At 44.2% G+C, this 24833-nt stretch carries 20 protein-coding genes; 9 read left to right on the top strand and 11 right to left on the bottom strand.

What is annotated here, in order from left to right; all coding sequences use genetic code 11:
- Window positions 1-118: 118 nt before the first annotated feature.
- Window positions 119-1111, top strand: coding sequence for a polysaccharide deacetylase family protein (locus NV379_RS20255; protein ID WP_258209164.1), 993 nt, complete (start codon window positions 119-121; stop codon window positions 1109-1111).
- A gap of 100 nt (window positions 1112-1211) precedes the next feature.
- On the opposite strand, the gene NV379_RS20260 is transcribed toward NV379_RS20255, so the two are convergent.
- Window positions 1212-1412 (bottom strand): hypothetical protein, encoded by a 201-nt coding sequence (locus NV379_RS20260; protein WP_258209165.1) that lies wholly within the window; start codon window positions 1410-1412, stop codon window positions 1212-1214.
- Between the two features lie 302 nt (window positions 1413-1714).
- Here NV379_RS20260 and NV379_RS20265 point away from each other — a divergent pair, with 302 nt between their 5' ends.
- Window positions 1715-3328 carry a nitrite/sulfite reductase gene (locus NV379_RS20265; RefSeq protein ID WP_258209166.1) on the top strand — a complete coding sequence of 538 codons (1614 nt, stop codon included), beginning with the start codon at window positions 1715-1717 and terminating at the stop codon, window positions 3326-3328.
- Between the two features lie 368 nt (window positions 3329-3696).
- On the opposite strand, the gene NV379_RS20270 is transcribed toward NV379_RS20265, so the two are convergent.
- Window positions 3697-4647 (bottom strand): helix-turn-helix transcriptional regulator, encoded by a 951-nt coding sequence (locus tag NV379_RS20270; protein ID WP_258209167.1) that lies wholly within the window; start codon window positions 4645-4647, stop codon window positions 3697-3699.
- A gap of 134 nt (window positions 4648-4781) precedes the next feature.
- On the opposite strand from NV379_RS20270, the gene NV379_RS20275 reads away from it, so the two are divergent.
- Complete coding sequence (locus NV379_RS20275) at window positions 4782-5510, top strand: alpha/beta fold hydrolase (protein WP_258209168.1); 729 nt, start codon at window positions 4782-4784, stop codon at window positions 5508-5510.
- A gap of 78 nt (window positions 5511-5588) precedes the next feature.
- Here the strand turns inward: NV379_RS20275 and NV379_RS20280 are convergent, their stop codons facing one another.
- The 4 genes from NV379_RS20280 to uvrB form a co-directional block, all read right to left on the bottom strand.
- Window positions 5589-5981, bottom strand: a complete 393-nt coding sequence (locus tag NV379_RS20280; protein WP_258209169.1) for a hypothetical protein — start codon at window positions 5979-5981, stop codon at window positions 5589-5591.
- The gene (locus NV379_RS20285; protein WP_258209170.1) at window positions 5953-6633 is read right to left on the bottom strand and encodes a DUF3990 domain-containing protein; all 681 of its coding nucleotides are present in this window, start codon (window positions 6631-6633) and stop codon (window positions 5953-5955) included. Before NV379_RS20285 ends, NV379_RS20280 begins: the two co-directional genes overlap by 29 nt.
- A 154-nt stretch (window positions 6634-6787) precedes the next feature.
- Window positions 6788-9676, bottom strand: a complete 2889-nt coding sequence (uvrA, locus tag NV379_RS20290; RefSeq protein WP_258209171.1) for an excinuclease ABC subunit UvrA — start codon at window positions 9674-9676, stop codon at window positions 6788-6790.
- Window positions 9677-9694: 18 nt separating this feature from the next.
- On the bottom strand, window positions 9695-11692 hold the full coding sequence (gene uvrB / locus NV379_RS20295; protein ID WP_258209172.1) for an excinuclease ABC subunit UvrB: 1998 nt from the start codon (window positions 11690-11692) through the stop codon (window positions 9695-9697).
- A 180-nt stretch (window positions 11693-11872) separates the two neighbouring features.
- Between uvrB and NV379_RS20300 the strand changes: the two genes are divergently transcribed.
- The 4 genes from NV379_RS20300 (at window position 11873) to NV379_RS20315 (ending at window position 16111) form a co-directional block, all read left to right on the top strand.
- A complete protein-coding gene (locus tag NV379_RS20300; protein WP_258209173.1) occupies window positions 11873-12670 on the top strand; it encodes a flagellar motor protein in 798 nt (265 codons plus the stop codon).
- Window positions 12657-13418: a flagellar motor protein MotB gene (locus NV379_RS20305; protein WP_258209174.1), complete on the top strand. Its 762-nt coding sequence runs from the start codon at window positions 12657-12659 to the stop codon at window positions 13416-13418. Before NV379_RS20300 ends, NV379_RS20305 begins: the two co-directional genes overlap by 14 nt.
- 134 nt (window positions 13419-13552) lie before the next feature.
- Window positions 13553-14692, top strand: a complete 1140-nt coding sequence (locus tag NV379_RS20310; RefSeq protein ID WP_258209175.1) for an amidase domain-containing protein — start codon at window positions 13553-13555, stop codon at window positions 14690-14692.
- Window positions 14693-14794: 102 nt separating this feature from the next.
- Window positions 14795-16111 carry an oligosaccharide flippase family protein gene (locus tag NV379_RS20315; protein ID WP_258209176.1) on the top strand — a complete coding sequence of 439 codons (1317 nt, stop codon included), beginning with the start codon at window positions 14795-14797 and terminating at the stop codon, window positions 16109-16111.
- Between the two features lie 63 nt (window positions 16112-16174).
- Here the strand turns inward: NV379_RS20315 and NV379_RS20320 are convergent, their stop codons facing one another.
- The 5 genes from NV379_RS20320 to ftsE form a co-directional block, all read right to left on the bottom strand.
- Window positions 16175-17467, bottom strand: a complete 1293-nt coding sequence (locus tag NV379_RS20320) for a PDZ domain-containing protein (protein WP_258209177.1) — start codon at window positions 17465-17467, stop codon at window positions 16175-16177.
- A gap of 94 nt (window positions 17468-17561) precedes the next feature.
- Window positions 17562-19010, bottom strand: a complete 1449-nt coding sequence (locus NV379_RS20325; protein ID WP_258209178.1) for a S41 family peptidase — start codon at window positions 19008-19010, stop codon at window positions 17562-17564.
- Window positions 19011-19093: 83 nt separating this feature from the next.
- Window positions 19094-20317 carry a murein hydrolase activator EnvC family protein gene (locus NV379_RS20330; protein ID WP_258209179.1) on the bottom strand — a complete coding sequence of 408 codons (1224 nt, stop codon included), beginning with the start codon at window positions 20315-20317 and terminating at the stop codon, window positions 19094-19096.
- A 28-nt stretch (window positions 20318-20345) separates the two neighbouring features.
- On the bottom strand, window positions 20346-21245 hold the full coding sequence (gene ftsX / locus NV379_RS20335) for a permease-like cell division protein FtsX (RefSeq protein WP_258209180.1): 900 nt from the start codon (window positions 21243-21245) through the stop codon (window positions 20346-20348).
- Window positions 21235-21921: a cell division ATP-binding protein FtsE gene (ftsE, locus tag NV379_RS20340; RefSeq protein WP_258209181.1), complete on the bottom strand. Its 687-nt coding sequence runs from the start codon at window positions 21919-21921 to the stop codon at window positions 21235-21237. The genes ftsX and ftsE overlap by 11 nt, the downstream gene beginning before the upstream one ends.
- Before the next feature lie 171 nt (window positions 21922-22092).
- Here ftsE and NV379_RS20345 point away from each other — a divergent pair, with 171 nt between their 5' ends.
- Window positions 22093-23205 (top strand): acyltransferase, encoded by a 1113-nt coding sequence (locus NV379_RS20345; RefSeq protein ID WP_258209182.1) that lies wholly within the window; start codon window positions 22093-22095, stop codon window positions 23203-23205.
- Between the two features lie 175 nt (window positions 23206-23380).
- Window positions 23381-24826 carry a VanW family protein gene (locus NV379_RS20350; protein ID WP_258209183.1) on the top strand — a complete coding sequence of 482 codons (1446 nt, stop codon included), beginning with the start codon at window positions 23381-23383 and terminating at the stop codon, window positions 24824-24826.
- The last annotated feature ends 7 nt before the right edge of the window (window positions 24827-24833 follow it).

Genomic DNA, 24833 nt, shown 5'->3' on the forward strand with positions numbered 1-24833 from the left:
GGCAAGTGCTTCTCATGAAATATTTATCGAAAGTGCATAACCACTCCTACTTTCTTATATTTCACAAAAATCATGATGATGAATTTCGTAGACTCCAAGAAGTAGGGGAGATGGAACAATGCGCAAACTTTGTTTGCTCTTACTGCTCATCATGGTGATGCTAGTCGCAGCGGCTTGCCAGAACAAACAGGCAACCCCCTCACCTGATCCAGTATCTGTAGACGACAACCTGCAAGTCACTTTCACGAATGTTTCATTCAGTGAAACCCTCAAATCGCTCAAGAATAAACCGATGCGCAAAGTGCATTATCGTAATCAAGCGATCGTCTTGATGTATCATGAAATCAAAGACTCCGGACAACCGTTCGCGCTATCATCGGCTGATTTTGAAAGCCATATCCGAATGCTCCTTCATCAGGGTTATAACATCATCTCCATTGAACAATTCGAAGACTATATGTCAGGCAAGATACGAACGATTCCCGATAATGCCGTCGTCCTTACTTTCGATGACGGATACGAAGACTTCTATCAGAATGCTTATCCGATCCTGCAAAAATATAACGTCACCGCAACCAACTTCGTTATTGTGAAGTCAACTGACATTTACAATTCGAAGATCATTCCCCATATGACATGGGATCAGATCAGAGAAATGCGCAGCAAAGGATTCAGTTTTTACAGCCATACCTATGATCACCATCGCAAAATCAACATCGATGACGCTGGCACGAAAATTGGTGCACTCGCCAGCCCTGCATACAATCGCGAACATAAACAAGGTGAAACCCGCGAGGAATACCGAGCCCGCATCAAGGCAGATTTGATGATGGCCGAAGAACTTTTGAAAAAAGAAGTTAGCAATACGCGTTCCATTCTCGCGTTCCCTTATGGCGAGTACAGTGAGGATACGATCTCCATCGGTAAGGAGCTTGGCATTAACCTTTTCTATACAGTAGAGGAAGGCATGAACAAGCGTGGAGCCACCTTAATCAGCCGCATTAATGCAGGAGTTCCGAATTTATCAGCCAAACAGCTATGGATGACAATGAAAAAGTATGACGATCGAACTTTAAAAAGCTCTTATAAATTTACTACCCTGGGCATTTAGCCTAGGGTTTTTTATTTGTCATAAGAAAAGCTATATTAACGCAAAAAAACCCTCAGGATTCATTCCCAAGGATTCCGCCTTATCTTGCTTATTTATGTACTTACCAGCCTTTAATCATAATTACATCCATGAAAACAAATACAGCCAAGCTCACGAATGCAAAGCCAATTGCAAACTTATTTTTCTTAGGCGCTATGACTAGACGGATAAATCCGAAAGCGATCAGCACTGTCAAAACAAGCACGAATGGATCAAAGGCGCTGAATGTGCTCTGAGCTACTTCTTCTGCCGCTAAAAACATTGGTAATTCCTCCCCTTCAACTATGCAAACACATACTTTTCCAGCTTTTAACCCTATGTTATCTTGAACTTTCCATGGATGCAATGTATTTATAACGGGTGTAACAAATTTGTCACGATTATTCACATTTTTCTCACTACATTTATAACTTTTGTTATAGCTTTCCTTCAAAAATCCTTATACCTATTTTTAGAAAAATCAATTTACTGGTGTTTAGGGGTGTGGTAGTATGTTCATAAGTATATTCTTACTATTTCTATCGGAATTAATAAATTTGGTTGCTGTTGGAGGAGGAGTTACAGATGGGTCAAACCCCAATCTGGGCGCAAGATACGTCCAAGTTAAACAAGATGGAGCTGGTGAAACTTGAAAAAGATGGTCTTGATGTCATTCGCACGATTATTGAAAAGTACGCACTTGAAGGATATGCATCTATACCTGAAGATGATTTAAATCGTTTCAAATGGGCAGGTGTATACGAGCAGAAGCCTAAAGGCAACGGCTACTTCATGATGCGTGTACGGATTAACTCTGGCATTATGACCACGGCTCAAGTTCGTGGATTAGCTTCGATTGCCCAAGATTATGGACGGGGTTTGGTTGATGTTACGACTCGCCAAGCGATTCAATTCCACTGGCTGACGGTTGAGCAGCTACCTGATATTTTTAAAAGATTAGAAGATGTGGGCTTATATTCCTATGAAGCATGTGGTGACTGCCCACGGACGATTGTTGGCAATCCTCTTGCCGGAATTGATCCGGATGAATTGATGGACACTACCGCGCTTGTGGAAGAAGTGAATGACTTCTTCTTAATGAACCGCGATTTCTCTAACCTGCCTCGTAAATATAAAATGTCGATTTCTGCAAGCTCCTTCAACTCGGCCCATGCCGAAATTAACTGCTTAGCATATACGCCTGCGGTCAAAGTCATTGATGGTGTGGAGACGATCGGATTCCATGTGTGGGTAGGTGGCGGTTTGTCTGCGAAACCACATCTTGCGAAACAATTGGATTTATTCGTAACGCCAGAAGAAGTACTAAAGGTCGCAGTCGGCATCACAACGATTTTCCGTGATTATGGTTATCGGGAAAAGCGCCATCATGCTCGCCTTAAGTTCCTAGTCGCAGATTGGGGGCCTGAGAAGTTCCTTGAGAAGCTGATTGAACTCATAGGTGAAATGCCGTCACGCGGTGAGGATAAGACAGAAGGCTGGAAAGCTGCATACTTTGATGGTGTTCATCCTCAGTTGCAAGATGGCTTGTCGTATATTGGGCTTAGCGTTCCAGTGGGACGTCTAAATGCTGAAGAATTCACGGAGCTTGCACGTATTGCTGATGAATACGGTCAAGGCGTCGTTCGTACGACGATGTCGCAAAATATTATTTTGCCTGACATTCCGAATGATCGTGTAGAGGAAGTACTTCGCGAGCCTGTGTTAGAACGTCTAACCCCGTTTCCGAAACATTTCATTAGCCGCACGGTATCTTGCACAGGAAATGAATTCTGTAACCTCGCAATCGTTGAGACGAAAGAACGCGCTGTACGCGTAGCCGAATACTTGGATGCTAATGTTGAACTCGATGAAGAAATTCGCATTCACTTTGTCGGTTGTCCGAATGCTTGTGGTCAGAAGCAAATTGCTGACATCGGCTTGCAAGGTTCACTTGTAAAAACACCTGAGGGCATGGTCGATGCGTTCGACATTGCTGTAGGCGGTATTCTCGGTCCTGGTGCCGAGTTTAACAAAGTACTAAAAGGTCGCGTTGTCGGTGATCAAGTCGGTCCTGTGCTCGCGCAACTAATTTTATATTACAAAGAAAATCGCAGTGAAGAAGAAACTTTCCACCAGTTCTACACGCGTGTGGGAGTGGCGGCGTTTCAGGAGCAACTCACTCAGATCCTTGCCTCGTAAAAAGGTTGCTTTACTGTGAAAAAAGTAAGCTCGTTTGCGGGGCAAGCGTGATCAACAAGTTGGGTCACTGCAGAGAAAGAGGTACTTCCGGTCGCTGTCTCAATCGTGAATATTGAATTGACCAAGTGGTATTTTCACGATTTCAAAGGCGAACGCTTCGCTCCTCCAGTACCTCTTTCTTTTTCGTTTAACTTTGTTGATCACGCTCTTCATTGAAAGCTTACTCGCAGTTGCTACTTTTCTCCTTCGTTCCGACTCATTACTCGGCTCTGCAAAAAAATAAGGCTGTCCCTTTAGGTGACAGCCAGAATAAATGAAAAAGCATCCTGACTCACGTAAACGTGAAGGGGATGCTTTTTCATTTTATTCTACGACCCACTATACTGCACCCGCATCGATTCGATCTTTTGCTGCGTATAGGTGATTGCTTTCTGAGGTTCGATAATTCGTGCGTTATCTCCAAGTCGCCAGATCCAGTTACTATAGAAGTTTAAGTTTGCTGCCGACACTTGGATCGATGCTATATGGCGACCGTCTTCTTGCTGCACAATTGAAGATCCGAAGTACTCATCTGATTCGAGCTCATGTGCACCTTTGGCTGTTAGTTCGACGGTCATTGTAACTAACGATTGGTGACTCTGCTCGGGTGTGCTCCACAAGTCCCATTGCCCTACCTCTTGACGGCATGGAATGGATGTATTGGGTACAGCACTCTCGATCCGGTCTACGCGGAAAAGCCTTACTTGCTCATGCTTAAAGCTAAATGAAGGACAGTACCAATAACCTTGACTGGCGTATAACCCAATCGGTTGAATGTCTCGGGAGCCTACTCCCTTCGCACTTCTATATTTAATGGTCACAGCGACTTGCTGCATCACGGCTTTCAATAGTGTTCGCAATATGGAAGAAGACATATTACTACGCTTCGGACTCCAGATCGCTACCTTTCCCTTCATCCGATCTACCTGATCTCGCACATCCGCCGGTAAATAGTGATAGAACTTATTCAATGCCGAATCTGCTTCCTCTGCAAAAGGCAGTGCACCCATTCGCTGAAGTGACTGGCAAGCAATAAACATCGCCACAGCTTCATGTTCAGAGAATGAGATGGCAGGTAGAATACGCTCCTGAAGCAATCGATACCCGCCTCCTCGACCTTGAACCGAATAGACCGGAACCCCAAGCTCGCTCAATTCTTGTAAATCACGTGTAATCGTTCGGGTAGACAAGCCAAATTCATCCGCTAGTTCTTGTACCGTGAATGACTTCTTCGCATTGATTATTATAATTAATTGAATCAGTCGTTGGGATTTTAGCACGGTGATCACGACCTTTTTTTAATTATTTTAATTTTGTTAATTATACCATTTAAACAAGACAAGATTTGTCTTATTTATAAGTTATGATGAATTCAACAAACAACACAACGTTAACAATAAGGAGCGAATGAAACATGGAAAAATTGGAGCAAAAGAAAGAACAAGTTGGCGTCGTATTTATTCACGGGGCGGGTTTGAATGGTGGCATTTGGAGTGAAGTTGCAACAGATTTTCAGTATCCGTCTTTGTCCATTGATTTACCGATGCGTGCAGCAGAAGATGCTTCACGTAAGGATCTTACTCTAATGGACTATGTTCGTGATATCAAACAACAAATCGATGCATGGGGCGTCAAGCGCATTGTTCTTGTGGCTCATTCTCTCGGCGGCATTCTAGCACTAGAAGTTGCTAAATCATTGTCTGATCGTCTTGTTGGCTTCGTTGCAGTAGGCGCAGCTATCCCGAAGAAAGGCGGATCTTTCCTCTCGATTCTTCCTTTCCCGAAGCGCATGATTATGTCGCTCATCATACGCAAGATGGGTACGAAGCCACCAGAATCCGCTATTCGCAGTGGTCTATGCAATGATCTATCCGAAGCTCAAGCTGCTCAAATCGTGCAAAGCTTTGCACCTGAATCCATCCGAGTGTATACAGACACAATCGACGTTACACCTCCGCCTGTTCCGAAGTTGTATGTACAATTAAGCAAGGATAGACAATTCGATGCAACCATGCAAAAGAAAATGATCGCTAACCTCAAACCAGAGCACATTCGTACACTAGACAGCGGTCATCTCCCAATGATTAGCAACCCAACAGGGTTACGTCACGTATTGGATCAATTCCTATCTGAAGCAATCTAAGGGTGAAGATATTCAACTCAAATAAAATAACCAGTCGTCGGAACAATTCCGATGGCTGGTTTTTAATTATTTTTTCATTTATGACATCGCACGCTTGCTCTTCGCATCTAGAGCAGGAGTTGGGCTTGCTAATGCGCTTAATTCCGCCTTGTTACGGACGCGCGTTGTGCGGGTTACTTTACGTGCTTTGGTTGCTCGCTTTACAGGCTTTGCAGGTGTATAGGCTGCTCCGCCATACTTCGCCGCTGTCGCTTCAATATGATGAAGCCATTCTTCCACACGTACGCCTTGATCTGCTGCTTGCATGTATCGCTGTGCCAATACACGCGCACTTTCATGTCGATCATCCAGTCTGCGTATGACAGGTAAATACGTCTGAATAATACGCTTCGCCTTTGCCTCATCGCAATGGTAATCAATTAACGCCTGACGTATCGCTTCCTCAAATGGTGTCAGCTTCCGATGTGCCATATTCAATCCACTCCTTCCGCTTGCCATCATATTGAAAGTAAGATTCCAACGTGAGGGCGTCATTCAATGCTTCATTGCAAAAGGCGATCTGGTTACCCAGTTCCATCGCATCCAATCTTCTATGATCAGTATATTCACGAGTCATCCATTGGTAAAACCAATTATATTTATTATTCAAGTTCGATTGCTGTTTTGCAAATTCAGCACGTACAACATCAATTTTATTGTCTGCCATCGGACCAATAATGAGCGATGGATGCGCTTCTCCACAAGGATCATAGCCTTCTTCATCACAATCATACCGATGATCGACAATAAATCGGATCCATTCTTCGTTCGTTTCACCTGCAAATACGAGACCCTTTAACTCATTTGGCAGTAATTCCGGATGAATATGTATTTTGACCACACAACCTACTGCGCCAATTTGATACATCTCTTGTCTGATTGCCCAATCTGCTGCTTGCCTGAAACTAATCGTTGTATAGAATGCAGCTCCAAAATCTCGATCCGTCTTACGCCAATACTTCGAATTCAGCAGTCTGCCGCTCATTGCGGGGAGCACACTACTTGTCGTTCCATGAAACACGTACTTCGGTAACAGCAACTGTCCGCCAATTGACGACTCAAACTTACGATGCCCATATTCCACGTTTCTCCACCTCTAACGCAATTATAGCAGATTATGTAAAATGAGTCTCGGCGATATGCAAAAAGAACTGTCTCATCAAGTTCATCACTCCATGAGACAGTCCGTTATTAACTTAGCTGTTTATTGTGCAAAAATCATGACTTGATCATCAACACTAAGTTGTTGCCGTAGTAGCAAGCTCCGCTGCCTGCTCCCTGAGCGCTATCGTCCGCTGACGATCACGATCTAGCACTGGACCTAAGTATTTACCTGTGTAAGAAGCTTCTACACGGATTACATCCTCAGGTGTTCCCGAGGCAACAATCATACCACCGCGAGTACCACCTTCTGGACCTAAGTCGATAATATAATCAGCCGTCTTAATGACATCAAGATTATGCTCAATAACTAGCACACTATCCCCATTCTCAACAAGACGATGCAGAACGATCAACAAGCGATCAATATCATCAATGTGTAGACCTGTTGTTGGCTCATCCAAGATATAGATCGTCTTGCCTGTGGAGCGACGATACAATTCAGCAGCCAACTTCACACGCTGTGCTTCCCCTCCGGAAAGTGTAGTCGCAGGCTGACCGAGCTTCATATAGCCCAAACCTACATCAAGCAAAGTCGTTACCTTACGGTGGATCTTCGGAATGTTCTTGAAGAACTCACAACTATCTTCAATCGTCATATCCAGAATATCGGATATACTCTTGCCCTTATACTTCACTTCAATCGTCTCACGATTGTAACGCTTTCCTTTACATACTTCGCAAGGTACGTACACATCCGGCAAGAAGTGCATCTCAATCTTGATAATCCCATCACCGCGACAAGATTCACAACGACCACCCTTCACGTTGAAGGAGAATCGACCTTTCTTATACCCACGGATCTTCGATTCATTTGTTGCAGCAAATACATCCCGAATATCATCGAACACACCTGTATAAGTCGCTGGGTTAGAGCGTGGAGTACGACCAATAGGTGATTGGTCAATATCAATAACCTTGTCCACATGTTCAAGACCTAAAATCTCTTTGTACTGACCTGGACGTGTCTTCGCACCGTTTAGTTCATGGGCTAGAGTTTTGTATAAAATCTCATTAATGAGTGTACTCTTTCCTGATCCGGATACCCCTGTTACGCAAGTAAACACACCTAAAGGCACTTTCATCGATACATTACGCAAGTTGTTCTCTTTAGCGCCTTTAATTTCGATCCACTTACCATTCGGCTTACGGCGCTCTAGTGGAACAGGAATGAATCTGCGGCCACTCAAATATAGACCTGTTAAAGAATTCGGATTCTCCATGATTTCACTAGGTGTACCTTGTGCCACAATATGACCACCATGGATACCTGCACCTGGTCCAATATCAATGATATAGTCGGCTGCCATCATCGTATCTTCATCGTGCTCTACAACAATCAATGTATTACCAAGATCACGCATGTGCTCAAGTGTCTTAATGAGTCGATCATTATCACGCTGATGAAGTCCAATACTTGGCTCATCTAGAATATACAGAACTCCCATTAATGATGAACCTATCTGTGTAGCTAAGCGAATACGCTGTGCTTCTCCCCCAGACAAAGTTCCTGCCGCACGATGCAGTGTTAAATAATCTAGACCCACATTCACAAGGAATCCTAATCTCGCTCTTATTTCTTTCAAAATAAGGTTTGCAATCGTCGCTTCTTTTTCGGTTAAATCCAATTCGTCGAACCATGCCTGCGCATCACCAATGGATAATGATGTTGCGTGTGCAATATTGCTACCGTTAATTGTCACTGCAAGAGTCTCTGGCTTTAAGCGCTGCCCTTTACACTTCGGACAACTCTTCGAACTCATATAATTGGATTGAATATGTTCACGCATCGCTTCGGAGTAAGATTCGCGGTGACGGCGCTCTAAATTACGAATAATCCCTTCGAATGGAACTAACGCTTCTTTGGAAGCACCCATATCATTCTCATAACGGAAGCGAACCTTCTCTCCACCAGTACCGTACAGAAGAATCTTCATTTGCTCTTCCGAAATCTCACTCACTGGAATGTCCTTATCAATGCCATAATGCGCACAAACCGACGCAATAAATTGCGGATAATAATTCGAAGTTGCTCCTGCCCATGCTTCAAACGCTCCGTCTGCAATGGTCTTCGAATAATCCGAGATCAATAAATCTGGATCAACGATTAACTGCTGCCCTAACCCATCACACTCGCCACATGCACCGAAAGGCGAGTTGAAGGAGAACATCCGTGGAGCCAGCTCTTCGATGGAAAACCCGCAGACTGGACAAGCCAAGTTTTGCGAGAACATCAATTCTTCCTTATCGATCACATCCACCAGTACTTGACCGCCTGATAACTTCAGCGCTGTCTCCAGGGAATCCGCAATACGTGACGCCCCATCTGGTTTCACAACGATACGATCGACAACAACTTCAATTGTATGTTTCTTATTTTTCTCAAGCTCAATTTTCTCAGATATATCCATAATATCGCCGTTTACACGCACACGAACGAAACCTTGCTTTTGAATATCTGCAAACAATTTCGTATGTTCACCTTTACGTCCCGAAATAAGCGGAGCTAAGATTTGCATCCGCGTCTTCTCCGGATAATCCATGATTCGATCGACCATCTGTTCCACAGATTGGGACGTAATCTCAATTCCATGAGTCGGACAATGCGGACGACCAATACGTGCGAATAATAGACGCAAGTAATCGTAAATTTCCGTCACCGTACCTACTGTTGAACGTGGGTTACGACTTGTTGTCTTCTGATCAATGGAGATTGCAGGTGACAACCCGTCAATCGAGTCTACGTCAGGCTTATCCATCTGTCCTAAGAACTGACGCGCATACGCGGACAAAGACTCTACATAGCGTCTTTGTCCTTCTGCGTAAATCGTATCAAAGGCGAGTGACGACTTACCCGAGCCACTTAGCCCTGTTAATACGACAAATTTATCACGTGGAATCGTGACATCTACATTTTTTAAATTGTGCGCTCGTGCGCCTTTAACGACAATCTGATCTTTAGCCAATGAAGCTACGCCCCTCTCCTAGCCCTCTGCTTTTAATTCTAATAACGCATCACGAAGCTGTGCTGCACGTTCGAATTGCAAGTTACGCGCCGCATCTTTCATTTCAATTTCTAACCGTTCAATTACTGCCTTACGCTCTTTCTTCGACAGCTTCTGTGCTTTCACTTCTGCTGTATATTCTGCGTTGGACTCTGCAACTTTAGTTGATTCAATTACAGCATGTACCTTCTTAGCAATCGTCGTAGGTGTGATGCCATGCTTCTCGTTATAAGCTTCTTGAATACTGCGTCTGCGCTCGGTTTCCCCAATCGCTTTCTCCATCGAATCGGTAATCTTATCTCCATACATGATGACTTTACCATTGGAATTACGAGCCGCACGTCCAATGGTTTGAATCAGAGAGCGTTCCGAACGAAGGAAACCTTCTTTATCCGCATCAAGAATCGTGACTAATGACACTTCGGGTAGATCCAATCCTTCTCGAAGCAAATTGATTCCTACCAGCACATCGAATACGCCTAAGCGCAGTTCACGTAAGATTTGCAACCGTTCTAATGTCTTAATATCGGAGTGCAAGTAACGGACTTTAATACCGACTTCCTTCAAGTAGTCCGTTAAGTCTTCTGACATCTTCTTCGTTAATGTTGTAACAAGCACACGTTCTGCCTTCTTGATCCGATCATGAATTTCACCTAGTAAATCATCAATTTGCCCTTTAGTCGGACGCACTTCAATAATCGGGTCAAGAAGTCCTGTCGGACGAATGATCTGCTGGACCATCTCAGGACAATGCTCCAATTCATAAGGACCTGGTGTCGCAGAGATACAAACCATCTGACCCACTTTATTCTCGAATTCTTCAAATCGAAGCGGTCTGTTATCCAGTGCGGAAGGCAGACGGAATCCATGCTCTACTAACATTTCTTTACGTGCGCGGTCTCCGTTATACATCCCGCGAATTTGCGGCAGGGTAACGTGAGACTCATCGACCATAACGAGCCAATCTTGCGGGAAGTAATCAAGCAAGGTATATGGAGTCGCTCCCCGTTCACGGAACGTCAGAGGTCCTGAATAATTCTCAATTCCCGAACAGAAGCCAATTTCCTGCATCATCTCAATATCGTATCGTGTACGCTGCTCGAGACGCTGTGCTTCAAGCAGCTTGCCATTGTCTCGAAGCTCCTTCAATCGGTCTTCGAGCTCCTGCTCGATATTCACTAGCGCTTTCTTCATCGATACTTCATCCGTTACGAAGTGAGACGCTGGAAAGACTGCGAGGTAGTCTTTGTCACCTATGATTTCGCCTGTTAGTACATCAATTTCTGTAATACGCTCAATTTCATCGCCGAACATTTCCACTCGAAATGCTTGCTCATTAAACGATGCCGGGAATATTTCGATGACATCACCGCGAACACGGAAAGTTCCGCGCACAAAGTTCAGATCATTACGTGCGTATTGAATATCAACTAATTTAGACAAAATCTCATTACGTGACTTCTCCTGACCTACTCGCACTTCTAATAACAATGATCCATAGGATTCTGGCGAACCTAGACCATAAATACACGAAACAGACGCAACGATAATAACATCTTTTCTTTCGAAAAGGGATGCTGTTGCAGCATGGCGCAGTTGGTCAATCTCTTCATTAATACTGGAATCTTTCTCGATGTAAGTATCTGAAGATGGGATATAAGCTTCCGGTTGGAAGTAATCGTAGTAGGACACGAAGTAGGAAACTGCATTTTCCGGGAAAAATTCTTGGAACTCCGAACACAGTTGTGCGGCTAAAGTTTTATTATGCGCTATAATCAATGTTGGTCTGTTTAACTTCGCAATAACCTGTGCAGCGGTAAACGTCTTGCCTGTGCCTGTTGCACCCAGCAGTGTCTGATATTTCTTGCCAGCTTGAACCCCTTGTACTAACTCTTCAATGGCCTGCGGCTGATCCCCTTGCGGTGAAAAATCGGATACCAGCTTAAACGGCTTTTGGCTTAACGTAGATTCACTCATCGAATTCCTCCGGCTTTCTCTATAAACTTTTAACATCGAACTTCCGATAATTAACTATGCATTCTAATAGAAAAGAAATAGAATGTTTGTTCTCATTAAATTATACATTTTTTTCTTTTTTGTTGCAAACAAAGAGTGAACAATGAAGTACACATACGATGATCTAGGGGTGGTACACGAGTGGATTTGACAACACTGCTGGGATTACTATTGGGTTTAGGCGGCATTATCGGCGGCTACCTTATGGATGGAGGACATCTCTCATCACTATTCATTCCGAGCGCAATTATTATTGTATTTGGAGGAACTTTCGGAGCGGTAGCAGTAGGTTTTCCCCTACACGTCCTCAAAACAATTCCACAAGCACTTGGGGTTGCATTTAAAGAAACGAAACGCGATTCATCTAAGAATATTGAAGAGATCGTAGAGATGGCAACTGTTGCCCGCCGTGAAGGCGTACTCGCACTTGAGCAGCGCGCACAAGAACATGACAATCCTTTCCTCAAAGACGGATTATTAATGGTTGTTGACGGTACTGACCCTGAATTGACACGTCAGATCCTAGAACTTGAAATCGATGCTGTCGAACATAAAGGTGATGGCATGACCAAAGTATTCGAAGCAGCAGGTGGTTACGCGCCAACAATGGGAATTATCGGTACGGTAATGGGACTAATTCACGTACTTGGAAATTTGGATGATCCAGGATCACTCGGACCTGCAATTGCGGTTGCCTTTACAGCGACACTTTACGGCGTACTTAGTGCGAATGTGATCTACTTGCCAATCGCGAACAAAATTAAAATCCGCTCCAAAGAGCAGATCGCTGAGATGGAATTAATGTTAGAAGGTATTCTGGCATTACAAGCCGGTGAAAATCCACAATTAATCAAGAAGAAATTGACTTCTTTCGTTAGTGACAAAAAAGCTACAAAGAACCAACCGGAAGAAGGTGCTCTTGAAGGTGAGGAGAAATAAAAAAAAAGCTGAAGAACACGTCAATCATGAACGGTGGTTAATCACATATGCCGATTTAATTACTTTACTCCTCGTATTCTTTATCATTATGTATGCGATGAGTAAAGTTGATGTTAGTAAGTACGACGTGCTCGCTTCCGCCCTACAGCACCAGTTCAAACAAGCGGAGACATTCCTCCCGAAGAATAACGGGATTGCAGGCAAGATGAGCAATACGAACTCCAATCAAGATCAGAAACAGACCGATCAGATGGATCAGAAGAACGACAAGGACAAGGCTGAGCACGAGAAGAAAGAGAAAGAACTGCAAGAGTTTAAGAACAAGATCGACACTTACATCAGTGAGCATCAATTGGATGCGCTAATTAACGTAGCCGACACCAAACGCGGCATTGCAATTACACTTGATGATGTGTTCCTGTTTAACTCTGGACAAGCCGTACTCAAACCACCTGCCTTCGACATTCTGAACAAGCTGGCAACACTGCTTCCAGGACTAAAGAACAAAGTGTCCATCGAAGGACATACGGACAGCGTACCGGTTGCTACAGGTTCCGTGTTTCGAGACAACTGGGGGCTATCTAGTGAGCGCGCACTGAACGTGCTTCGTTACTTAACGCAGAAGAATAACCTCAATCCGACTCAATTTGTCGCGACAGGCTATGCAGATACCGTCCCTAAAACAGATAATGATACCGCGGAAAATCGCTCTAAGAATCGCCGAGTTGAAATTATCATTCTTCGCTAAACGCTAAATATTATCCATGCCTATAAGTAAGAGCTCTTCACATTTACGTGGAGGGCTCTTTTCATTTGATAAAAATAGACGAGAACGGCAATCCTAACCTTTAGCTATCATGACTTAGATAACGAGGTTAAATCATGAAAAAGACAATGATCCACTTATGCATCATGATGATGCTTACATCGATAATATCTGCTAGTTCCGTTCGTGCATATACAGCACCACAAGCCGATAAACAAGAAGTAACAAACTTTCTGGCGAACTTGTATGCTGCACGCAATCAGTTTATTAAAAGCGGTGACCCTAGCGCAATTCAACCCTACTATGATTCGAAAAATGCAACCAGTAAAGGTGCTATGGAGCAAGAATTGCATCGTACCCACTACCTAATAACTTGGGCTGAAAAAAGAGGTATCGTGCTGACCGACGCAACAGCGAGCATCAATCTTACTCGTTACAATCAAGAAGGATCGACCGTCAAAGTCGCTCTATTCCAAACGAGTAAAATCTCGTATCAATATAAAGAACGTCCAGATATTGCCGTCCAGTCATTCGGAGTGGGTACACGTCATGCTCTTACCCTTCGACATGCAGCAAACGGCTGGCAAGTAATTGGTGAGTGGTATCTCGACCCAATGGACGAGAATCCCGACTTAATCGCTCCGGAGCACATTGCTGGTTTTCCAAACCCAGACATCATCCGTCACTCGCAACACACTCAAAGTGCTGCACAAAAAAAGCGGTTCAATCGAGAGCAAGCTATCGCTTATGCGACGAAATATGCAGGTGCAGCATGGGGAACTGGGAATAATGGAAAATACAATACCAAATACCGCGATTACACGTATCTAGGTGGGGACTGCACCAACTTCTCCTCACAAGTCATTGGTGACCCCCTAGAAGGTGGCGGGCTCGCGATGACCGAACAGTGGAAATACATCCTTCATGAGGGTGGGAGCCGTGCATGGATTCAAACAGATCGATTCAAAGACTTTCTCCTCTATAACGGCTATGCCAGCCTAATTACAACTGGAACTTTCTCTGATATCGTGAAACGAACGATCAAACATCCTCAAGGAGCCATTGCCAAGCTAGTCCCTGGCGATCTTATTGCTTACATGCTGGAGGGGAATGTCGATCATTTTTCCATATTCGTAGGCTATGACAGTAACGGTTATCCGCTGGTCAATTCACACACAGCCGATCGCTACCGTGTTCCATTTGATTTAGGCTGGGACCAGACAACTCAATATTTACTCATTCATATCAAGGACTAATAACCAAGTAAGCCCTTGATCAAATCCTTCTAACATATCTGCATACAGCTTGTCATATAAATGAGGAATAGCTGTTCTTCGCGGTATGTTAGAGGTGAATCTATGACGTTACCTACACTCGCCAAGCAGATGGCACTTCGGACAAGCTCAATTCTGATTGTCAAACTACTTGGCTTTTTTGCACGTATCCCGCTGTTTCGAATATTAGGACCTGAAGGTATTGGCCGTTATCAGATGGTGTATGCCTTTTATGTGCTGCTCTTAACTTTTATTACAAGCGGCTTTCCGACCGTGCTCGCGCTCACCACTGCGAATGATCGAAATCAAGGTTGGCGTTTTTTCAAAATCATATCCGTCCTGTTCGTTCTGCTTGGCGGTATTGCCAGCTTTCTCTGCTTCACCTACGCCCCTGCTCTCGCTCGTATGCTTGGCGACTCTGACCTGACCTTTGCCATACGGTGTGTCGCACCAACTCTGCTCATCGTACCCTTCTTATCGCTTATTCGATCCCTCTTACAAGGTGTTGAGGCGTATGGACGCATTGCGGTATCCGAGCTCATTGAGCAAATATTTCGGGTTGCCATTATGCTGGCTTTGGTCGTATTATGGGTGACTCGTGGTTCAGCAATTGCGGTAAGCGGGGCCATGTTAGGCACATTCGTTGGTGCGCTTGCTGCCTTAATATTTCTCGTTCTCGCGATTGCCAAAAGACCCGTTGAAGGTCTGTATCGGGAGAAAAAATTCGGCATCTTCGCCATTGGTCGTAACATCCGTCAATTGTTCCACGATTCCTACATGATCTCGTTAAGCCGCTTTCTCATTCCGATATCCGACTTTCTTGATGCGCTCATTATTCCGCGTAGACTACAAGATGCGGGGCTATCTTTTTCCCATGCTAGCGCACTGTATGGTGAAATGACCGGAATGGCAGCCACGATCATCTATATGCCTCTCATCTTTACAGCTGCACTCACGCACACCCTAGCTGCCAAACTAAGTTCTGACTGGCGGAGTATGCAGTACACGAGCTTCTTTAGACGAATGCGACTTGCGCTTCATATCGGTTGGATTTGGGGCGTTGGCTCAGGAGTAGTCCTCCTATTAAGCAGTGAGCAGCTCTCTATGCTCCTATACGGCACAACCCAAGCGGCAACAGGTATTCGCTATTTAGCCATCATTCCTTTAATCGCTGGTATGCGAGAAATATCAACATTAATTCTGTGGTCGATCGGGAGAAGGAAGGAACCTTTTAACGGATTGTTACTCGGAACTTGCTGCAACCTCTTGCTCGGTTATGTATTGGTCGGTCTGCCCGGCTTCGGACGCGAAGGAATCGCGATAGGGATGATCAGTTTCGAGCTACTCGCTTTAATGTGGAACCTTGTTGCGATTCGCAAATACATGCGTAAGATGACTTAATTGTTCCTAAAAAAGCTCCCTCTACCGAAGTAAAAGGAGCCTCACCAATCTGTATATAACTGTCTATAACTGACCTTCTGATTGTTCCGCCTTGATCGTACGTCCAGATAGCTTGCTGCGCAAATAACGGAATAAGTTTGTTTGACGCATTTCCACAAAGTATTGTGCTTCTTGGTCTGGGGCTAGAATAATGCCAAGCGTATGATGATCGCCTGCATAAATCGCACGCTGCGCAAATTTAATTTCCCCTTTAATATTTAGCACTTCTAATTTGCAAAATGCTGCATTCATTCGCATCGCTTCATGCCACTCGATTCGACTATGCACTTGCATTCCATTGATTTTACGAATGATTTCACCCGATTGCAGTCCGATCTCTTCTGCTGCGCTTCCTGGTAATACCGCTAGTATGCGTAGTCCTCGATTATCATGAACATAAAGCGGAACCTGCCGTGCTTCCACATAACGAGAATAAACCATTATGCCTTCATGTAAACCGATACTTAAGACAGCCGCAATGAGGATCGCCGGACTCCAATAATAAGCACCCACCGCAAGCATTACGATGACCACACCATAGATCATCAGCAGCTTGCCGCTTCTACGCACCTTTTCAGGCGGTGTAGACGTTAAAGTGAGTTCACTATACCCCATCATGATTGGAAAGCCTAGAATCGCCCAACCAGCGCCCCACAGATCACCGCTAAATAAAGCTTGCCATGGCAACTCTACGTGACTGCCTCCTGTCATCGGTACAATCAGGAACAACGTAATCGGCCAAAAACTTTGTAAGGAATAACCTCCAATGAGCTTCCCCCGTTTTCCTTCAAAAAACATCGGGGATGCCATCTTCGCCCCTTGCTTACTTACAAGCAATCCCTCCGCCAAGTGGAGTACACCAACTAGTGCGATTAATCCCGGCATCTGCGCCTCATGAATCCACTTGAATAACGTACCAATAACTTCCCACTGCATTGCTTCAGGATACCATGAGAGTCCGACATGCAAGATGCCCAGCACACCAACCGAATAAGCCAGACACATAAACCGAACGCGTACAATCGCCATTAGCACCGTGATGATCCATAAGACGATGACCGTACCCTGCGTTATAACAATGCCGAGCATCGCCATAACCACCGAAATCAGGATCCCCGCAACCAGGCCAACGATAATGGAACGCAGCACTTCTTTTCGCAAGGAATGTAATCGGCTATGAAACAATTTGCGCTCTAATTGAATCTGCTTGCGATACTGCATTACAAGGAATAACGCACTCACATATAGGAATGGATTGATGAGTAATTGAATCACTGCTCGTCCGAATTGATTCAGAATCTCAAATCCAACATTCATATTCAAGTTCTCCTTTGTTTAAAAAGAAAATGGGAAGACCGCTATGCAGCCCTCCCATTTCTATTCGACTTTCATCTAATTATTTCCTGCCAGTTTATTTAAGCAGCTTTGCAAGCTCATCCTTAGCCGCTTTAAGTTGAAGGTCATTCTCCGGCTTGCGCGCGGTTTCGATCAACTTTTTCTCAATTTTGGAAGCTGTAGGGCTATCCACTTTTCCCGTTACAGGCAAGCCATTCTCTTGTTGGAATTGCTTCACAATCGCCTCAGTCTTTGAACTAAAGTAACCATCTGTACGATCAAGCGTATAACCAAGTCCAGATAACATCAGTTGTAGATTTTTCACATCATCACCTGTAGTATCCGCCTTCAAAGCTTCCTTCTTGGATAAAGGTGCTGCCTTGAAGTAACTTGGCTGTTCCACTGCAAAGTCGGGTGCAATCCCTTTTTTGTGAATCCAATTACCATTTGGTGTTAACCACTTGAAGACAGTCATCTTCATGTTACTGCCATCGCCGAGCTCTTTGCCAAATGTCATTTGAACCGTACCCTTGCCGAACGTTGTTTCACCAACAAGCTTCGCTCCAACATTTTCTTGAAGCGCACCTGCTAATATTTCCGAAGCGCTGGCACTTCCTTTATTGATTAGCACAGTGACCGGATACGATTTACCCGGACCCTTGGAATGCGTCGTTTCAACACTGCCGTCTCGACTTTCCACTTGAAGCAGTGCTTTATCTTTCGGTACAAAAGGATTCAAGATCTCTGTTACGGAAGTAACCAATCCTCCTGGATTGTTACGCACATCGATAATTAAGCCCTTTAGTCCCTTCTTCTCAAGCTTCGCAAGTTCATCTAAGAATCGCTTTGCTGTATTGGAGGAGAATTGATGAATTTCAATCTTGCCAATCCCTTGATCGAGCATTGCTGCTTCAACGGTCTCGACATCGATATCATCGCGAACAATCGTGAATGGGATAGGTGTATTTACGCCAGCTCGTACAACTTCAAGCTTCGCTTGAGTGCCTTTCGCACCACGAATTTTCATCACGGCTTGATTTAGCGTCATACCATCGAGTTTCTCACCGTTAACAGATAAGATTACATCATTGGCATGTACGCCTGCTTTCTCCGCAGGAGAACCCTTAATCGGCGCTACGACGATGACCTTACCTTCTTCTAGCGTCACTTCTGCCCCAATTCCTTGAAAAGAGGAGGAAATAGCCTCTTCAAATTTCTTCGCCTCTTGCGCATCCATATACACCGAGTAAGGATCTTCAAGTGATCCTAACATCCCGTTAATTGCACCATCGACTAATTTATCGTGATCCACTTTGGTATAGAATTGCTCTTCAATTAACTTATACGCAGAGGATAGCTTACCTAAATCCTTGCTCGTCAGATTCGAATTCTCCGCATTCGGGCTGGAAGCATGAGTAGAGGCAAACAGTCCGGCTCTGGAATCAACAATCATTACTGTTAATACTGCACTGGCAAGCATCCCAAGTAGGACAAATACGAGTACAGTGCGCCCTTTGAACTGCAAGTTGTTACACCACCTTTTGATCGATAGCCTGCTGGCTTGTCTGCATAGTATATGAAGGGCGCTTCCATTTTATGAAAATGAACCTATTTCAAATAAGGACCTGGATTTACCGGACTCTCATTAATACGCACTTCAAAGTGTAAGTGGTTACCTGTGGATTGGCCTGTCGAACCAACCTCGGCAATTTTCTGACCACGCTTCACAGCTTGTCCTTGCTTCACAATGATGCCACCTTCGCGAATATGTCCATACAATGTCCATACCCCTTTACCATGGTCAATAATAACCGTGTTGCCATAACCGCTCCACTGACCAGCTAGAATGACATTACCAGCTTCACCAGCTAGAATCGCTGTCCCTCTTGGCGCACCAAAATCAATTCCCTTGTGGAAGACGTCTGCTTTACCCGTAATCGGGTCAATTCGACTGCCGTAACCGGAAGTAATCGGATAGGATTTAGGAAGTGGGAACCCAAACTTACCACCATTATAGGCTGGCTGATTATTATTGTTGTTGTTATTGTTATTCTTGTTCTTCTCGTCTTGAATCGCTTTGTTGCGCTCAGCAATTTTCTGCGCTTCCTTACGAGCGAATGCAATCAGACGCTCTTCGTCTTCCTCGGAGATATGTTCAAGCTGTTCTTCTTTCTTCTCCAGTTGCGCAACGCGAACTTCTTTCTCTCGTTCTTTGCTTTGCAGGGCAAGCTTCACCGCTGTTGCTTCATTTAGAAGTACTTTCACTTCTCCAAGCTTAACAGCCACCTGCTGCTTCTTGTCGACGACAATATCACGATCTTTTTTGTTAGACTCAAGAATATCCTTATCTTGTCCAACAATAGATTTGAGCAAATCCAATCGGTTAATAAAGTCAGAGAAACTTGTCGCACTGAACAGTACTTCCAAATAGGAAACAGGACCATTCGTATAAATCATACGCACACGGGATTCGAGCAGATCATTACGACGCTCTACACGTGCTTCGGCTTCATCCAATTGTTTCGCTTGATTATTTAGCTCGGTTTCAGTTGCTTCCAATTTGACATTAAGCTTATTCAGCTCCGCATAACTTTTGTTTAGCTGCGTGTTGATGTCTGCAAGCTCTAGTTTTGTTGTAGCTTGGTCCTTCTTCACCTCTTGAATTTGACTCTTCGTATTACGAGCCGCCTTCTCAGCCGCCTCTTTTTCCTTACGAATCGCCTCTAATTCCTTATTAATTTTCGCAGAAGATGCTGCGAGACTGATTGTCGGTTGATTAATCGTGAGCAGCATGGCTGCTACCAGTACGAACGGTACGATTTTCTTTTTCAATTCTAATGGCCTCCTTAAAGGTTGTCATTTACACTTTAAGTGATTTTCGAACGGACAAAATACTTCCCCATACCCCAATGAGTACACCGAGAGCAATTAACAAGCCTGCAATCGTCCACGAAATCTCTGCAAAAGGTTTAAATTCGATAAGTAACAACTTGATTTTGAGCATCGATGAATTCTCTAGCTGCCAGTAGCCGTATAGAAGAATGCCGACAGGGATAATGGAACCGACAAAGCCAAGTATTGCGCCTTCAACAAAGAACGGCCAACGAATGAACCAGTTCGTAGCACCTACCAGCTTCATAATCGAAATTTCTCGCTCACGTGCTAGAATCGTCAGCTTAATCGTATTGGCAATTAGGAAAATAGCAGTAAAGGCAAGAAGTCCTACGATAATTAGCCCTGCATTTCGAATCGATTGCGTCACCTTAAAGAGCGTCTCAACCGTTCCTTTTCCATAATTCACTTTAAAAATAGGCTTGATCGCTTGATCTTTATTCAGCGCTATAATCGAGTCTGCAATTGTGGCTACATTCTTCGGATCATCGACTTCTACGGTATAAGCATCCATGAGTGGATTCTCATCGATACCTTCCAGTACATCACCGAGTTTTTTCTTCAAATCCTGCAAGCCTTGTTCTTTCGAAATGTAGGTCACTTTCTTCACACCCGGCATCTGCTGGATGCTCAGGCCGATCTGATCGACTTGATTCTTCTGTAGTTCGACTTCCAGATACACTTGGATTTGAACCTGATCCTCAATTTGCGAGGTAATATAATTCACGTTTAAGTTAAGTATGAGAAAGATCCCTAGAATAAATAGGGAGATTGTAATCGAGGCAACAGAAGCAAATGTCATCCAACCGTTACGGATAACACTTTTCAATCCTTCTCGTAAATGGCGTAGTAGAGTTCTAATCTTCATATCCGTATTCACCTCGCTGTTGATCCCGGACGATCAGTCCGTTTTCAATCGCGACAACGCGCTTACGCATGCCATTCACGATATCTTTGTTATGAGTCGCCATAATAATCGTCGTACCGCGGAAGTTAATCTCCTCAAGCAACTTCATAATGCCCCATGATGTTTCCGGGTCTAGGTTACCTGTAGGTTCATCTGCGACAATTACCGACGGATTATTCACTATTGCCCGGGCAATTGCGACACGTTGTTGCTCTCCACCCGACAATTGGCTTGGCAAGGAACTCGCCTTATCTTTAAGTTTAACTAAATCTAGCACTTCCATTGTGCGTTTTTTAATATGTTTAGCTGGCGCTTCAATAACTTCCATAGCGAAAGCGACGTTTTCATAGACAGTAAGCTTAGGCAACAATCGATAATCTTGAAAAATCACCCCGATATTGCGTCTAAAATATGGGATTTTGCGATTTTTAAGTTTCTCAATGTTAAATCCACTCACAAAAATATGCCCCTTAGAGAGGCGTTCTTCCCTATAAATAAGCTTCATAAATGTTGATTTACCAGCACCAGATGGCCCTACGACGTATACAAATTCATTGCGGTCTACTTGAATATTTATACCACGCAGTGCATGTGTTCCGTTTTTGTACGTTTTCCATACATCCTGCATTTCAATCACATTATCACATCCTGTCCATCATTCGATATTATGTATTCGACAACTTCGCCTAAAATCCTTTGTACTTCTCCAGCCATCCTTGACTATTATAACACTATTTACCCAATATATTTTTGGGCATTTGCTAGAAACATAAGATATAATGTCTCTATTACAAACTGGAGGTTACGTATGTCAAGCCAGATATCGACAAAAAAGCGCAGACCTAAGATTGAAGAAATTGATGTTGTCCGCACAATATGTATCCTAGCTGTTGTCCTCATTCACGCTACGTCCTACGGGACTGTTGAACTGGCAAAAGGCAGCACATCACACTGGGGTTACTACATCCTCAACAATCTCGGCGCATTCGCCGTTCCTGTATTTTTACTCATTAGCGGCCTTGTACTTTTCTATAATTATTTTGACGAATGGGATTGGAAGAAGAGTCTTACTTTTTATTACAAAAGAGTGACAAGTATCGCAATTCCTTACCTTGTCTTCTCGCTCTTCTACTATTTGTACAACCAGTGGCTCGCAGGTGGACCTGTCGAATTCCATCCACGCTACTTCCTGAGTCTATTAAAATGGTCTGATGCCGCATACCATCTATACTATTTAATTATAATTTTCCAATTCTACATTGTTTTTCCAGTCTTTATTACACTGGCAAAAGCATCGAAATGGTTTTGTCGATTGCTGCTTCCGATCGGTGTAGCCATTCAGCTCACCTTCTATGTACTTCGCTTCTACGGTCTTACGTTTAACCACACCGCCTCCCTTTGTGTGACATATTTCGGCATTTTCTTACTAGGAGCAGCAATTGGGGTTCATTATGCCAAATTTATCGCGTGGGTGCAAACAAATGCCAAATGGATCGTGCCAAGTGCACTCCTCATGGCGGTGCTGCATGTCGGTACGTTTATTGCAAGTACGTACTATGGGGTGAGGTTCACATCGCAGTGGTGGTACGGGGTTTACAATCTTTATGCCATATGCGCAGGTATCGCTCTTCTGTGGCTCGGAACTTGGGTTCGTAAGCATATGCCACTATTAATGAAATGTTGTGTAAGCGTCGGAAAAGCATCCTTCGGCATCTATCTCATTCATCAGGCACTGTTAAGCGGCTATCGCACATTCATACATCCGATTAACGGAACTGCTCTTGCTTACCATCTATATACTATGGGCAGCTTGATCGTCAGCTTCGGCGGCGCATGGCTGATCATAGTGCTCTATCATAAAGGAAGACAGCAGCTTCGTGCAACCAAACCTGTCACTGCATCGGCTGCAAGTAAGTCCTAAACCGAATAAGCCTGTACCTCATGGTGCTACTTCTCCAAGTCGGAGAATACACTGGGGGTACAGGCTTATTTTTTATGTTTGAGACTGAAGTGCATGTAATGAAAAAGTCCGGTCACTGCATTACATTAAAAATTTTTAATATACATTCGAAAATAAAAAAAGGAGCTTCTCGACGATGAAATGGAATCGCCGTCTTATAATTCTCGTCACTTCTATAGTTAGTACAATTACCCTTGTGGGGTCGTTTATTGGATATGCTAAGCAGCAGTCGATGCCTTCTGAGTTTCGCGTAGAAGGCATTGAAGCTGGTGGTCAATCGCTGACGCAATTTCGTAAAGTATGGCAGGAACAAGTTAGGCTGCTAAAGAGTCAACCTGTCGTCCTCCAAGCGACCAGTAAGGGGCTTGCTCCTCGCAGGTTTACACTTGAGCAATTAGGGCTTCGTGTAGATTATACGGCCGTACAAGCCACACTCAATCGCTTGTTTACAGGATCGCTGCTCAATCGCGCCCAATCAAGATGGACGTTCGATGATCAGAGCATTCAAGTCCCACTAACTTTCGATGAGAACATACTAACCACACAAGTTACCCAAAGCTGGCCAGGCCTTTACCGCGAACTCCCACTCTCTGCTAAACGAACGGTCACAGAGACCGATGAAATTCACTACATCCCTGAGAAAACAGCCCTTCGCATCGAATCAAAAAAATTGAAAGATCTGCTGATCAAGTCCCTACCGACAATCGGATATATCGTCCAAAACGCCAAACCGATTACACTCGAAATTCCAACGTATGCGATGCCACCTGAGATCACACTTGAAAGCCTTAAGACGCAAGGAATTACTCGTAAAATTGTTGAATTCTCTACGCCCATTGTCGATCCTTCTCCTGGCAGACTTCACAACGTCGAAGCCACCGCTGCTGTCATCCAAGACATGCTTCTAAAGCCCGGTGAAGTGTTTGATTATGAGAAAGTTATTGAAGCAACTGCTAAGCGCTACGGCTTCCAAGAAGCAAAGGTTATCCTTAATGGCAAGCTCGTCCCCGGAGTCGGCGGCGGTATATGCCAAGTCTCCACAACGCTGTATAATGCCGTTCTGCGCAGCGGTCTAGCCATTGTCGAACGCAGGAACCATTCGCTGCCGATCTCCTATGCACCGCTTGGGCAGGACGCGACTTTTTCAACGGGATATATTAATTTCCGATTCCGCAACAATACGGATGGTTATTTGCTCATACGTACCGAGACATCGAATGAGCGCTTCACAGTCAAACTTTTCGGCACACTGAAAGAAGACACGACCTATCAAATCGAGTCCAAAGTTGTGGAGCAAATTCCACCTGAAGTGAAGTATGTAGCCAACCCTGATCTAGCACCCAACCAAGAAGTCCAAGTCTTAGCAGGTAAACCCGGGTATATTGTCGAGACGTATCGAACGATGCGCAAGAACGGACAATTCGTTAGTCGTGAGAAAATATCCCGTGACACTTACTACGCCCAACCAACGGTCATTGCTGTACAAAAATTAACTTCGCCTCCTGAGAAAAAATCAGAAGAAAAACCGAAAATCGAAGATGGTGTCAGCGGGCCAATTTATACCGATAAGGAAGGCATATAATGAACGA

Origin of the sequence: Paenibacillus radicibacter (genome assembly GCF_024721995.1) — a bacterium.
Taxonomy (GTDB): Bacteria; Bacillota; Bacilli; order Paenibacillales; family NBRC-103111; genus Paenibacillus_AM; species Paenibacillus_AM radicibacter.

Bases quoted from the DNA above. Each gene is read 5' to 3' on its own strand.
- NV379_RS20255 (WP_258209164.1), top strand. From the start codon at position 119: ATGCGCAAACTTTGTTTGCTCTTACTGCTCATCATGGTGATGCTAGTC.
- NV379_RS20260 (WP_258209165.1), bottom strand. From the start codon at position 1,412: ATGTTTTTAGCGGCAGAAGAAGTAGCTCAGAGCACATTCAGCGCCTTT.
- NV379_RS20265 (WP_258209166.1), top strand. From the start codon at position 1,715: ATGGGTCAAACCCCAATCTGGGCGCAAGATACGTCCAAGTTAAACAAG.
- NV379_RS20275 (WP_258209168.1), top strand. From the start codon at position 4,782: ATGGAAAAATTGGAGCAAAAGAAAGAACAAGTTGGCGTCGTATTTATT.
- NV379_RS20280 (WP_258209169.1), bottom strand. From the start codon at position 5,981: ATGGCACATCGGAAGCTGACACCATTTGAGGAAGCGATACGTCAGGCG.
- uvrB (WP_258209172.1), bottom strand. From the start codon at position 11,692: ATGAGTGAATCTACGTTAAGCCAAAAGCCGTTTAAGCTGGTATCCGAT.
- NV379_RS20310 (WP_258209175.1), top strand. From the start codon at position 13,553: ATGAAAAAGACAATGATCCACTTATGCATCATGATGATGCTTACATCG.
- NV379_RS20315 (WP_258209176.1), top strand. From the start codon at position 14,795: ATGACGTTACCTACACTCGCCAAGCAGATGGCACTTCGGACAAGCTCA.
- NV379_RS20320 (WP_258209177.1), bottom strand. From the start codon at position 17,467: ATGAATGTTGGATTTGAGATTCTGAATCAATTCGGACGAGCAGTGATT.
- ftsX (WP_258209180.1), bottom strand. From the start codon at position 21,245: ATGAAGATTAGAACTCTACTACGCCATTTACGAGAAGGATTGAAAAGT.
- NV379_RS20345 (WP_258209182.1), top strand. From the start codon at position 22,093: ATGTCAAGCCAGATATCGACAAAAAAGCGCAGACCTAAGATTGAAGAA.
- NV379_RS20350 (WP_258209183.1), top strand. From the start codon at position 23,381: ATGAAATGGAATCGCCGTCTTATAATTCTCGTCACTTCTATAGTTAGT.